This window comes from Peribacillus glennii, from assembly GCF_003429105.1.
GTDB lineage: Bacteria > Bacillota > Bacilli > Bacillales > DSM-1321 > Peribacillus > Peribacillus glennii.
The window spans coordinates 794,536-807,285 of sequence record NZ_QVTD01000003.1 but is presented as its reverse complement, the minus strand read 5'-3'; the positions used below and the strand labels follow the sequence as shown (position 1 = coordinate 807,285).

Genomic DNA, 12,750 nt, shown 5'->3' with positions numbered 1-12,750 from the left:
GAAACCCCTTTACAAACCTCGGCATACCTGTTATATATTAATATTTAGCTGGTACAAAATGACCAACAATACGCTTTGAAAAGATAGAGGATTAAGGGGGAGTTTTGAATTGAAATACCGTGTTTCCGCTGTTCAATACCACTTGCACACCATACATTCATTTGAAGATTTCGCGAAGCAATGCGAACATTATATAAAAACTGCCCAGGAATACGGATCGGAGTTTGTGCTGTTTCCAGAATTTTTCACGACTCAGCTATTGTCAATAGGCAGTGATCAGGGAACAAGGTTGACAATCAATGAGCTCCCTGGATTCACCGAACAATATAAAACGCTGTTCTCAAACTTTGCCCAAGACACCGGCATGCATATTATCGGAGGGACCCATGTGATCCAAAAACAAGGCCGCTTATACAATGTAGCGCACCTGTTTTATCCAGATGGAAGGATTGGGGAGCAAGCCAAGCTCCACATAACGCCAACCGAAGTTCATGAATGGAATATGTCCCCCGGTGAAGAACTGAATATTTTTGAAACCGAAAAAGGAAAAATTGCCATCCTCACTTGTTATGACATTGAGTTTCCGGAAATTGTACGTATGGCCAAAGCTAAGGGGGCAGATGTTATTTTCTGTCCATCCTGCACCGATGACCGCCATGGCTTCCATCGGGTCCGCTACACCTCCCATGCGCGCGCGATTGAAAACCAGGTGTATGTCGTTGTTACCGGAACGATCGGTTCTCTGCCAACAGTAGATTTCATGCGTGCGAATTTCGGGCAGGCTGCCGTCGTTACGCCGAATGACATTCCTTTCCCGCCAAAAGGCATCATGGTGGAAGGAGAGCTAAACAACGATATGATAGTGACTGCAGACCTTGATTTAAGCTTGTTGTATGAAGTCCGTGAAAAAGGGTCCGTGACGACATGGAGAGACCGCCGGACTGATTTATATCCAGATTGGGAAGAAGCTGAAAAAATCTAAGGGTGATGCAGATGCCGTACCGGAAGGAATTATTTGTGTTTGACGATGGAAAACCTATCCCTGCTGTCGTTCGCAATTACCATGAAGGGGATTTTGATGAACTGATCGCCATCCAGGCGGAATGCTTTCCACCGCCTTTCCCATCCGATTTATGGTGGAATAAAGAGCAATTGCAAAACCATGTAACCTTATTCCCGGATGGTGCGCTATGCCTGGAGATAAACGGGGAACTGGCAGGATCTTTGACAGGTCTTTGTGTCAATTTCGATCCTGCCCACCCGGTTCATACGTGGGATGAGATTACAGATTCAGGTTATATCCGTAATCATGACCCAGAAGGAAACACGCTGTATATTGTTGATATAAGCATCAGGCCGAAATACCGGAAATTTGGTCTGGGTCAGCTTATGATGCAGTCGATGTATCATGTTGTAATCGAAAAGAAGCTGGACCGATTGCTTGGCGGAGGACGGATGCCGGGATACCATAGATTGGCCGCAGAGCTCAGTGCTGATGAATATTTAGGCAAAGTAGTGTCCGGGAACCTTAAGGACCCGGTAATAAGCTTTTTACTAAAATGCGGCAGAACACCTGTAACGATTGTGGAAAATTATCTAGATGATGAAGAATCATGCGGTTATAGCGTGCTTATGGAATGGAAAAACCCGTTTAAATAAATTCCTTAGAAAAAAGGTGGATGCTTGATGGAATATATCAGAATTACCAATATTGGAGATCCATTGTTTGGAAAAATGCATGATTTAATGAAGAATGTATTTCCCCCGGAAGAAGTTTTGGACTTTCAGCTTTGGAAGGAGCCGTTGGAGGATCCTGGCATCCGTGTTTTCGTTGCCGTTCATGAAGAAAAGGTAGTAGGGGCAACCGAATACCGCTATTATCCTGATTGGAATATTGCCATGACCGATTTTACGATTGTAGGTGAAGCCGGTTTAAGCATTGGACGTTTTCTTGCACAGAACAGGCAGCGTGATTTAGAAACACTGGCAAAGAGTAATGGAAAAGAGCTGTTTGGCATGTTTGCCGAAATCTATAACCCTTATCTCTCCGCCGAGAAGCATGATTTCGGAGGCGTCCAGCCAATGAATCCATATGTGCGCAGGGAAGTGCTGTCACATCTCGGATACAAACGCTTGGACTTCCCTTATGTGCACCCATCCTGGCAAAATGATGGGGAAGCTGTATCCGGGCTGGATTTTTGTTTCATGCCCCAAAATGATGAAGTTTCACAAATCCCGGCAGAGCTGATCGTGAATTTCCTAACAGCTTATTATTCCGTCCTTCCGAAGAAGCCGCAAGAGTGGCTGGACATGGTTGAAAATCTAAAAGCGAAAGAAAAAGTTACATTGCTTCCGTTATAAAATGATTTTATAACTTATAAATAGTAACGAACCCGGTCCCTTAATAATTATACATTCAGGGATCGGGTTTTTTTGTTTTGTATTCTTTTTTTGAACAGTGTTATTGATCTATGTACATTTCAAAGATTGCTAATCATACATATTACTATAAAAAGATTTTGGCAAGAGAGTTTTTTTTGTTAATAGGCCGGAAGGTTTTACATTTGAACTCGCAGGGTAGGGAAATGATAGAAGCCGATTTGTTAGTGCTGATTATTATGAAAGGGGAGTTTTTTTTGGAAGAAAAGATGCAGATTAATGTAAACGGTGTGGAGATGGAAATCACCGGCAGCCAGACAGTCCTTCAAATGCTCTCTGAAAGCTCTATTGAAGTGCCAAGTGTGTGCTACCATCCGAGCCTCGGTCCGATCGAGACCTGTGATACATGTATCGTTAATGTAAACGGAGAGCTTGTCAGGTCCTGCTCCACAAATTTAAGCGATGGGGATGTTGTCAACACGATTTCGCCCGAGGTCAACAAGGCACAGGTAATGGCGATGGACAAAATTTTATATAACCATGAATTGTATTGTACGGTTTGTGATTATAACAACGGAGGGTGCGAGATACATAACACCGTCAAGGAAATGAAAATCAATCACCAGAGTATTCCGTATGATCATAAACCGTATGAGGAAGATAACTCCCATCCTTTTTACCGGTATGACCCCGACCAGTGCATCCTTTGCGGACGATGCGTGGAAGCCTGTCAGGATGTACAGGTTACAGAAACGCTTACCATTGACTGGGAGCGGGAACGGCCACGGGTCATCTGGGACAATGATGTGCCTATTAATGAATCGTCATGTGTTTCTTGCGGGCATTGCTCTACTGTTTGCCCTTGTAACGCCATGATGGAAAAAGGAATGGTCGGCGAGGCAGGTTATTTAACGAACATTGCAAAACAGACTTTGCGCCCGATGATTGAAATCACAAAAGGAGTGGAAACCGGATACGGTTCGATCCTTGCAATTTCCGACATGGAGTCAGCAATGCGTGATGAACGGATCAAGAAAACAAAAACGGTTTGTACCTATTGCGGAGTCGGCTGCAGCTTCGATGTATGGACGAAGGACCGCAAAATCCTGAAAGTTGAGCCTCAGGCGGAAGCACCGGCAAACGGGATTTCTACTTGTGTAAAAGGCAAATTTGGCTGGGACTTCGTAAACAGCGAGGATCGCCTGACCAAACCGTTAATCCGTGAGGGAGACACCTTCCGTGAAGCTGAATGGGAAGAAGCGCTTAACTTGGTAGAACGTAAGTTTACAGAAATCAAAAGCGAATACGGCCCGGATTCACTGGCATTCATAACCTCCTCCAAATGTACGAACGAAGAATCCTATCTTATGCAGAAGCTTGCCCGCGGAGTAATTGGTACGAATAACGTCGATAATTGTTCACGATATTGCCAGTCTCCCGCAACAGTTGGCTTGTTCCGTACGGTTGGATATGGCGGCGATTCCGGTACAATCAAAGATATAGAAAAAGCCGGGCTCGTTTTAATCGTAGGTTCGAATACTTCAGAATCTCATCCAGTTTTATCCACACGGGTCAAGCGTTCGCATAAACTGCGGGGGCAAAAGCTGATTGTCGCGGACATCAGGAAGCATGAAATGGCAGAACGGGCCGATTTATTTGTTCATCCAAAAGCAGGTTCGGACATGGTTTGGCTGTCAGCGGTGACGAAATACATCATTGACAAGGGCTGGACCGATCATGATTTCATCCAGCAGCGGGTCAATGGCTTTGAAAAATATAAAAAGAGCCTCGAGCCATTTACGTTGGAATATGCCGAGGAAGCAACAGGAATTACAAGAGAGAACCTGATTAAAATTGCCGAAGCGATTCATGAGGCAGAAGGTACATGTGTACTTTGGGCCATGGGTGTCACCCAGCATATCGGGGGCAGTGATACGAGTACAGCAATTTCTAATCTGCTTTTGGTAACTGGGAATTACTGCAAGCCTGGAGCAGGGTCCTACCCATTGCGCGGACATAATAATGTTCAGGGGGCCAGTGACTTCGGTTCCATGCCTGACCGCCTGCCAGGATATGAAAGAATCGCCGATGAAAAAGTACGGGCTAAGTATGAAAAAGGCTGGGGAGTCAAGATTCCAGAAAAGCCTGGCATGAACAACCATGAAATGATAGAAGGCATCCATGCGGGTGTCCTAAAAGCGATGTATGTTAAAGGTGAAGAAATGGGACTTGTCGATTCCAATATCAACCACGTACATGCTGCCTATGAAAAGCTCGATTTCTTTGTAGTCCAGGATATCTTTTTCTCTGCCACTGCCCAGTATGCGGATGTTGTCCTGCCGGCTAGCCCAAGCTTTGAAAAAGAAGGAACGTTTACAAATACGGAACGCCGTATTCAGAGGCTTTATCAGGTTTTTGATCCGCTGGGCGAATCCAAGCCCGACTGGCAGATCATTATGGAAGTAGCAAACCGCCTTGGTGCAGGCTGGAATTATGGGCATCCTTCAGAAATCATGGAGGAAGCGGCCTCGCTTTCACCGATTTATGCGGGTGTCAGGTACGACCGGCTTGAGGGGTATAATACTTTGCAATGGCCGGTAAACGCGGATGGAACGGATCAACCGCTTCTGTTTGCAGACGGTACTTTTCCTTTACCGGACGGCAAGGCGATCCTCTATCCGGTTCAATGGTCCAAACCAATTGATTTCGGAGACGAATATGATATTCATGTAAACAACGGACGCTTGCTTGAACATTTCCATGAAGGAAACCTGACATACCGATCCAAGGGCATATCCATGAAAACACCGGAAATCTGGCTGGAAGTTTCCCCTGAGCTGGCAGAGGAGAGGGGGATTAAGGATGGAACGCTCGTAAGGCTGACCTCTCCTTATGGAAATGTGAAAGTGAAAACTCTGGTTACAGACCGTGTCCAGGGCAATGAGGTTTATCTGCCAATGAACGATTCAGGAGAAGCGGCCGTCAACTTATTAACAAGCAGTTTTTCCGATAAAGATACCGACACGCCTGCTTACAAAGAAACAATGGCCAAAATGGAGATTCTTAAATATGAAGGTACGAGCCCGATGCGGGAAATTAATCACCGAAATGGAAATCCGCAGCCGCAAATAGGTGTACAGGTTCAAAAGAAATGGGCCCGAAAGGATTATGTTTTTCCTGGAGATGCAGTAAGGGAGGGGCGGAAGCAGCATGGCTAAGGCGATTAAACAAATTCAAAAATTGGAATACTCCGAAGAGGACAAACGGAAAAAAGATCTTCTTGAGGTGGAAAATGCCCTGCTTGAGAATAAGGAGGCCATTCTTGAATCCCTTCAGGTACTCAAGCATATGCATAATCGCGGTTTCCTGACTTTATTGAGGGGGCTGTTCGGCCAGGGGGACAAGGTCCTGCATGTCCTGGTCAAAACAGCTGATACACCCGAAACAGCGAATATGCTGAAAAATCTGCTGCTCTTAGCCGGGACGCTTGGTACGCTGAACGTGAAACAGCTTGAACCCTTTATCTTAAAAATTAACTCCGGCATTGCCAGAGTCGCACAAACAGAGGAAACAGACGATAAAATCGGCTATTTCGACATGGCCAGGGCCTTGAAAGATCCTGAAATTAACCGGTCCGTATCACTGCTGCTCAATTTCCTAAAAGGAATGGGCCAGGATACCGAACCGCTTGAACGGAACACCCAGCTCCCTGAAGATCAGCTTTACCAGCACATACCGCGGGAGAAGCACGGAATGCACGAAAGAGATTAATAAGAGGCTTGCACCCGGATCATTGACCTTCCAGGTTATGGGTCCGGGTGTTTTCTTTTATATCAGGGGCCAAATCGGGGGCCTGTCCCCCAGTGCTTTAATGTGTTAACGAAATGGAGGCAACCATTATAATATCTTGCAGGAAGGAGCAACCTAAATGATTAAAAGAATGATTTTTTTAATGAAGGAGATTGAGGTTGCATGTCTACATGGCTTTTGTACGCTATTTTGGCTGCTGTTTCTGCGGCAATGGTCAGTATTTTCGGCAAGGTGGGGCTGCAAAATATCGACGCCAATACCGCGACAGCGGTTAGGGCTATTATCATGGCGATTTTTTTAATAGGTGTGGTTGCTTATGAGGGCAATTTAAGTAAGATGCCTGAAATCATTGGGGAGAAGAAGACGTTTTTGTTTATTATTTTAAGCGGGTTGGCCGGTGCGACATCATGGTTATTTTATTTTCTTGCATTAAAGGTAGGCAAGGTTTCCCAGGTGGCGCCAATCGATAAATTTAGCGTCGTAATCGCGACCATTCTGGCTGTCATTTTTTTCGGGGAAAAATTAAGCATGCTAAATGGCATCGGGGTGGCCTTGATAGCGATAGGTGTTGTACTGACCGCATTATGAAAAAAGGGAGGATATCAATAATTCCTTGCATTTATTAATAGTTCCAGTTAGATATCAACGAATTCTTGCTTATACCAACAATTCCGGCTGAATATCAACAATTTGGTTGGTAATGTCAATAATACCGGCTAAATATCAACAATTCTTGCTTATACAACCATTTTAGTATCCCATGTAGCTTAATTTGAGCAAGCATCCCATTATCCTTTCCTCCCTTAAGTTTGTTACATTATAAGTATGGTCGGCACAAGAAAGGCAGGTAGTAAAATGGTACATAACAAGACTGGAAAAGAAATAAAATTAATCGCGCTTGATATGGATGGCACGTTATTGAATGAAGAAGGCAAGGTTTCTGAAGGAAACAGGGCGGCCATTAAAGATGCGGAGCAAAAAGGTGTCAAGGTAGTGCTCAGTACCGGGCGCGCCTATGCCACTTGCAATGAGATTGCTAAATCGCTTGCCTTATCATCGTACCTTATCACCGTTAACGGCAGTGAAATATTCGATCCGAATGGCGAGCTCGTAGAGAGGAACATGATCAGCCATGAACTGATCGAATGGATGTGGGGGTTAAGCCAGAAGCATCAAACCGGTTTTTGGGCAACAAGTACCGAAAAGGTCTGGAGGGACGGAATGCCTGAAGACATTCGCTCCTATCAGTGGTTGAAGTTTGGGTTTAACATTGACGACGACGCAATCAGGCAAGAAATCTTAACCTTGCTAAAGGAAAATGGCGAGCTTGAAGTCAGTAATTCCAGCCCTGTCAACATTGAAGCAAATGCACTGGGAATTAATAAAGCAAAGGCAATCGCAAAGGTCTGCGGCTTTCTTGGGTTCGGGATGGAAAACGTCATGGCAGTCGGTGACAGCCTGAATGACATTGCCATGATCAAGGAATCGGGGCTTGGCGTTGCAATGGGCAATGCCCAGGACATCGTGAAGGAAACAGCTGACTGGGTGACCGATACGAACCAAAATGACGGAGTCGCAAACGCCATTAAGAAGTGGGTGCTTGAACATTAAGCACAGCTAAAAGCCGAAACCATATCCGGGGAATGGATATGTAAATAAAATTTTCAAAGACTGCCAATTCGCTTTAGCGGGTTGGTTTCTTTTTGGTAGAAAAATACAAATCCCTCCGAACCTTAAAAGCAGAACACAGACTGTTTGGCAACATCTATTTGTCACACATCCCGAGGGCCTGAACTCGAGTATCTATGTTTCTGAAACAAAGGTTAGCAAAGCGGGATTTTTTATAATTTTGTTGTTGCTCAATTCCTTGGAGAGCAGGAAAAACTTGAAGAATTCCCAATGCAGGAGTATGATTGAATAGTGATTCATTTTCTGAAAATTCAGTATCGAAAGCGAGGAATTTAGATGGGAAATACAATTCCTGAGAAGTGGTGGAACCAGCTTAGATTGCCCGCCATTTCAGCTCCTATGTTTTTAGTATCCGGCCCGCAGCTTGTGGAAGCAGTCTGCTTGAACGGGGTGATTGGTTCATTTCCGGCACCGAATGCGCGTCCAATTGAAGTGCTTGATGAGTGGATGGGCCAATTGAATGATAACCTGGAAGCGGCGCGGGCGAAAGAACCGGAGCGCAAAATTGCGCCTTGGGCCATGAATATGGTCGTACATAGCTCCTACAGCAGATTGCAGGAAGAACTTGAATTGATTAAAAAACACAAGCCTGAGCTGGTGATCACGTCACTGGGCAGCCCGCGGGCTGTTGTCGATACCGTACATAGCTATGGGGGACTTGTCTTTTCAGATGTCAGCAATATTAAATGGGCGAAGAAAGCTGCGGAAGCGGGAGCTGACGGGCTGATTCTCGTTGCAACCGGTGCCGGCGGCCATGCCGGTAACCTGAATAGCTTTGCTTTTGTAGACAGCGTACGCCAATTTTGGGATGGAATCATCATTCTAGCCGGATCAATTTCAACTGGAAAGAGCATCCTCGCTGCACAGGCTGCCGGGGCAGACCTTGCTTACATGGGTACACGATTTATCGTGGCAAAAGAAAGCCTTGCAAACGATGAGTACCGCCAAATGCTTGTTGATTCAAACCAGGACGATATCATTCTGACCGATGCATTTTCAGGCGTAAACGCAAATATGCTCATTCCAAGCATTGTAAAAGCGGGACTGAACCCTGCATTGCTCCAGAAGAAAGAGCAAGTTGACTTCGACCATATGCAAAAGGAAAACAAAAACGTGAAAGCATGGAAGGATATATGGTCGGCCGGACACGGTGTCGGTGCGATTACAGAAATCGATACGGCAGAAGGCATCATTGCAGAGCTTGAAAAGGAATATAATGAGGCAATCGAAAATCTGGGCATACAGACAGACAAAGTAAAATCGTCCGTTGTAAAGTAGCCTCCTCGTAAGCGCTTCATAATAATTTGCTGGTTGTTCTTTAAAAGAAGACCGGCAGATTTTTTAATTACCAGATACTAACCGGTTAGAATGTGATGCGATTATCAATATTTTCTACCCTTCCTTCGGATTGACCACTCATTTTCATAGATTTTCTTATCATAATTAAAAGGGGGATTGTTCATGGTACAAAAAGTCCGACCGTACTGGCCAGCCGGCTTGCCTGATAAAATTAATTACTTGCATGGGGAAATGCCGCTTTATCAATATCTTGAGTATTATGCCACCAACAAATCCAACGAAATTGCCTACTATTTTTACGGTACTGAAATTACATGGAAAACGTTGCTCGACCATGTAAATCGATTTGCTTGCTACCTGCAAGGCAAAGGATTTACAAAAGGAAGTTATGCCGCCCTGTATCTTCAAAATTGCCCGCAATATATTATCGCACACTATGCCATACAGCAGCTGGGCGGTATTGTGGTTCCGCTGAATCCCATGTTTAAGGAAAGTGAACTGGCATATTGCCTACAAGAGGCCTCGATTTCAGTTATGGTCACCAGCGAAGAGGCTTATGAAACGACCTGCAAGGCGTCTGAAAAAAGTGGGTCATCCCCTTTGATTGTCACAGCCAATTATTGCGATTATCTGCCTGAAACACCCGAATTCCCGCTCACCGAAGAATTCCGCCAACCAAAACGAACCATCCAAACAGCAGAAGATATGTATCGAATCATTCATTCAAGCCCACTTCTGACCCAACATGCAGAAATTGATCTGTGGAACGATGTTGGCCTGATGGTATTTACCTCCGGCACGACTGGGCGGCCAAAAGGTGCTATGTTGACGTATGGAAATGCATTATTCAAAACGGCGGCCTCTGTCCAGGCCAATGGCCTTACAGGAGAAGAACGTTTTATGGCTCATGCCCCTCTATGCCATATTGCAGGGATGCTGATGGGGCTGAACACTCCCATTTATACAGGAAATCCATGTGTCCTGTTTACCAGGTTTGATCCCGTTTCCACAATGGACACCATTGAAAAGTATAAAATAACCTCTTGGTATAGCGTTGCACCTATGAACGGGGCAGTCCTGCAAATACCCGGCGTTGAAAACCGTGACTTTTCAAGCTTGAAAGTAAACCTGGCTACAAGCTTTGGCCTTCAGGTTACGCAAAAGTTTGCGGAAAAATGGCGAGCGGTAACTAAAGGCTGCCTGATGTATGAAGCAGCTTATGGCCTGAGTGAGACCCACACTTGCGACACGTTCATGCCCAGAGAGAGGATTAAATACGGCTCATGCGGAATTCCGATCATCGGCACGGAAATGAAAATCCTGTCTCTGGAAAATGGCGAAGAAGTTCCCGCAGGAGAATCCGGCGAAATCGTGGTCCGTAATCCGGGAGTCTATAAAGGATACCTGAACAGGCCTGAAGCAACTGTGGAAACGTTAAAGGACGGCTGGCTATATACAGGGGATATCGGCTATCTGGATCAGGACGGCTATCTTTTTTTCCAGGGGCGGTTAAAGGAGATGATCAAGAGTTCAGGCTATAGTATATTTCCTGAGGATGTCGAGGCATTGCTTAATGAACACCCAGCAATTAGACAGTCTGCGGTAATTGGGGTGCCTGATCCCATGCGCGGGGAAACCATAAAGGCATTTGTCGTCCTCCATGAATCGGATAAAGACAGCATTACACCAGGAGACATCATATCATGGGCAAAGGGGCATATGGCTGCCTATAAGTATCCGAGATATGTAGAAATTATCGAACAATTGCCTGCTACGCCATCTGGAAAAGTTCTACGAAAACTATTGAAAGACGAATGACATAACTACAGTCAAAAGGTTCATTCCCCGCAGAACTGCGGGGAGTGATTTTTCTTAAAAGGAGATGCAACAATGGAGAAGAACCGAATATTATTGGATGAATTGGAAGAAAGAAAGAGTGCAGCATTGCTTGGCGGCGGACAAGATAAAATAAATATCCAGCATGGCAAAGGGTTATTGACAGCGAGGGAAAGGATCGAAAAGCTTGTCGATAAAAACACGTTCCGGGAGTTTGGCATGCTCAACACTTCAGATGTGAATGGTGTGGAGCATAAAAGCTATGGAGACGGGTTGATCGCGGGGATAGCGAAGGTGAGCGGGCGGCCAGCGGTAGTCCAGGCTGGCGACAAAACCGTATTTGCGGCTACTGAAGGAAATGTGCATATCCGCAAATCAAAAAAAATCCATGAATTTGCGATTCAAAATGGCCTCCCGATGTTTCTCCTGCATGAAGGAGGAGGACTGAGAATGCCGGACGGAATGGGAGCGGATGGAATCAGCGACATGCTGTTCCCAAGAGAAATGCTTACCCATCAGCGCCAGGTGCCGACAATGGCAGCTATTCTTGGCGACAGCTTTGGCGGGCCGACCTGGTTGGCTGTTTCTTCAGATTTCGTTACCCAGCTTCACGGCACATGCATGGCAATAGCCGGTCCACGAATGCTCGAATTGGCAAATGGGCAGAAAATGCCGGCCGAAGAACTCGGGGGTATAGATGTCCATAATAGATATACCGGCCAGATTGATCATGATGGTGCTACGGAAGAAGAATGCATCCAGCAGTTGAAGCGCTTTTTCGATTACATGCCCCAGAATGCAGAAGAACGTCCCGGAATAAGACTGACCGGGGATAATCCGTACAGAATGGTGGATGAGGTGCTTTCCATCTTGCCGCAAGAGAGCAAACGGGTTTATGATATGAAAAAAATAATGGAAGTGATTGTGGATGACGGGCAAATGTTTGAATACCAGCCCAAATTCGGGAAAGCATTAATTACTTCTTTAGCTCATATGAATGGTCAGGCGGTTGGCATCATCGCCAATCAGCCAAACTCCTACGCTGGCGCGCCGGGGCCGCAGGAGTGCCAGAAAGCGACTGAATTTATCTGCCTTTGCGACTCGTATCACATCCCGCTTATTTTTCTGCATGATACACCTGGCTTCCGGATCAGCAGTGAGGCAGAAAAAGCCAAAATGCCTACGAAAATCATGGTCTGGAACCAAGCGCTGGCCCAGTCCACTGTTCCGAAGATTTCCATTGTGATCCGCAAGAGCATTGGGGCGGCATACGGAAATATGTGCGGGCCTGGGATGGGTGCTGACATCGTGGTCGCATGGCCGACTGCCGAAATTAATTTTACGGGACCGGAAGTAGGCATAAATGTTGTGTTTGGCCGTGAAATTTCAAGAGCTGAGGATCCCAAGGAAATGCGCCAAAAACTTTTGCAAACCTGGTCGTTTGATAGTTCTCCCTATAGGGCGGCTGCGAAGCATCAGATTGATGATGTCATCCATCCGAGGGAAACGCGGAAATTCATTTGCGAAACACTTGAAATCATCCAAAGCTCGAAACGGCAGAAAAGTGAACGGCGTCTTGCAGGCTGGCCAACGGGAATTTAACCGTAACATTCTAATGGGGGATGCAGGGCATCTCCTTTTTTCTTTGATAGGACCGTTTAATATTTTCCTACCCGAAACTTACAAATGTGCCTCTGCTTTTCCTCCAAAAAGCCAGCGTATTTAGCAAGTTGTAAA

Annotated in this window: 10 protein-coding genes; all 10 read left to right on the top strand. The window is 45.6% G+C overall.

Annotation, left to right across the window (positions count from 1 at the left end; all coding sequences use genetic code 11):
• The first annotated feature begins 109 nt into the window (after window positions 1-109).
• The gene (locus D0466_RS05275) at window positions 110-982 is read left to right on the top strand and encodes a carbon-nitrogen hydrolase family protein (RefSeq protein ID WP_117321486.1); all 873 of its coding nucleotides are present in this window, start codon (window positions 110-112) and stop codon (window positions 980-982) included.
• A gap of 11 nt (window positions 983-993) precedes the next feature.
• Complete coding sequence (locus D0466_RS05270; RefSeq protein WP_117321485.1) at window positions 994-1,659, top strand: GNAT family N-acetyltransferase; 666 nt, start codon at window positions 994-996, stop codon at window positions 1,657-1,659.
• Between the two features lie 27 nt (window positions 1,660-1,686).
• On the top strand, window positions 1,687-2,361 hold the full coding sequence (locus tag D0466_RS05265; RefSeq protein WP_117321484.1) for a GNAT family N-acetyltransferase: 675 nt from the start codon (window positions 1,687-1,689) through the stop codon (window positions 2,359-2,361).
• Window positions 2,362-2,618: 257 nt separating this feature from the next.
• Entirely contained in the window at window positions 2,619-5,597 is a 2,979-nt protein-coding gene (fdhF, locus tag D0466_RS05260; protein WP_407675605.1) for a formate dehydrogenase subunit alpha, read from the top strand.
• Window positions 5,590-6,150: a DUF1641 domain-containing protein gene (locus D0466_RS05255; RefSeq protein WP_117321483.1), complete on the top strand. Its 561-nt coding sequence runs from the start codon at window positions 5,590-5,592 to the stop codon at window positions 6,148-6,150. The genes fdhF and D0466_RS05255 overlap by 8 nt, the downstream gene beginning before the upstream one ends.
• A 201-nt stretch (window positions 6,151-6,351) precedes the next feature.
• Window positions 6,352-6,777, top strand: coding sequence for an EamA family transporter (locus D0466_RS05250; protein ID WP_117321482.1), 426 nt, complete (start codon window positions 6,352-6,354; stop codon window positions 6,775-6,777).
• Between the two features lie 267 nt (window positions 6,778-7,044).
• Window positions 7,045-7,800, top strand: coding sequence for a Cof-type HAD-IIB family hydrolase (locus tag D0466_RS05245; protein WP_117321481.1), 756 nt, complete (start codon window positions 7,045-7,047; stop codon window positions 7,798-7,800).
• Between the two features lie 354 nt (window positions 7,801-8,154).
• Window positions 8,155-9,156: an NAD(P)H-dependent flavin oxidoreductase gene (locus D0466_RS05240; RefSeq protein WP_117321480.1), complete on the top strand. Its 1,002-nt coding sequence runs from the start codon at window positions 8,155-8,157 to the stop codon at window positions 9,154-9,156.
• Window positions 9,157-9,339: 183 nt separating this feature from the next.
• Window positions 9,340-10,995 (top strand): class I adenylate-forming enzyme family protein, encoded by a 1,656-nt coding sequence (locus tag D0466_RS05235; protein WP_117321479.1) that lies wholly within the window; start codon window positions 9,340-9,342, stop codon window positions 10,993-10,995.
• A 72-nt stretch (window positions 10,996-11,067) separates the two neighbouring features.
• On the top strand, window positions 11,068-12,615 hold the full coding sequence (locus tag D0466_RS05230; RefSeq protein ID WP_117321478.1) for an acyl-CoA carboxylase subunit beta: 1,548 nt from the start codon (window positions 11,068-11,070) through the stop codon (window positions 12,613-12,615).
• Window positions 12,616-12,750: the final 135 nt, after the last annotated feature.

Bases quoted from the DNA above. Each gene is read 5' to 3' on its own strand.
- D0466_RS05240 (WP_117321480.1), top strand. From the start codon at position 8,155: ATGGGAAATACAATTCCTGAGAAGTGGTGGAACCAGCTTAGATTGCCC.
- D0466_RS05245 (WP_117321481.1), top strand. From the start codon at position 7,045: ATGGTACATAACAAGACTGGAAAAGAAATAAAATTAATCGCGCTTGAT.
- D0466_RS05230 (WP_117321478.1), top strand. From the start codon at position 11,068: ATGGAGAAGAACCGAATATTATTGGATGAATTGGAAGAAAGAAAGAGT.
- D0466_RS05250 (WP_117321482.1), top strand. From the start codon at position 6,352: ATGTCTACATGGCTTTTGTACGCTATTTTGGCTGCTGTTTCTGCGGCA.
- D0466_RS05265 (WP_117321484.1), top strand. From the start codon at position 1,687: ATGGAATATATCAGAATTACCAATATTGGAGATCCATTGTTTGGAAAA.
- D0466_RS05235 (WP_117321479.1), top strand. From the start codon at position 9,340: ATGGTACAAAAAGTCCGACCGTACTGGCCAGCCGGCTTGCCTGATAAA.
- D0466_RS05255 (WP_117321483.1), top strand. From the start codon at position 5,590: ATGGCTAAGGCGATTAAACAAATTCAAAAATTGGAATACTCCGAAGAG.
- fdhF (WP_407675605.1), top strand. From the start codon at position 2,619: ATGAAAGGGGAGTTTTTTTTGGAAGAAAAGATGCAGATTAATGTAAAC.
- D0466_RS05270 (WP_117321485.1), top strand. From the start codon at position 994: ATGCCGTACCGGAAGGAATTATTTGTGTTTGACGATGGAAAACCTATC.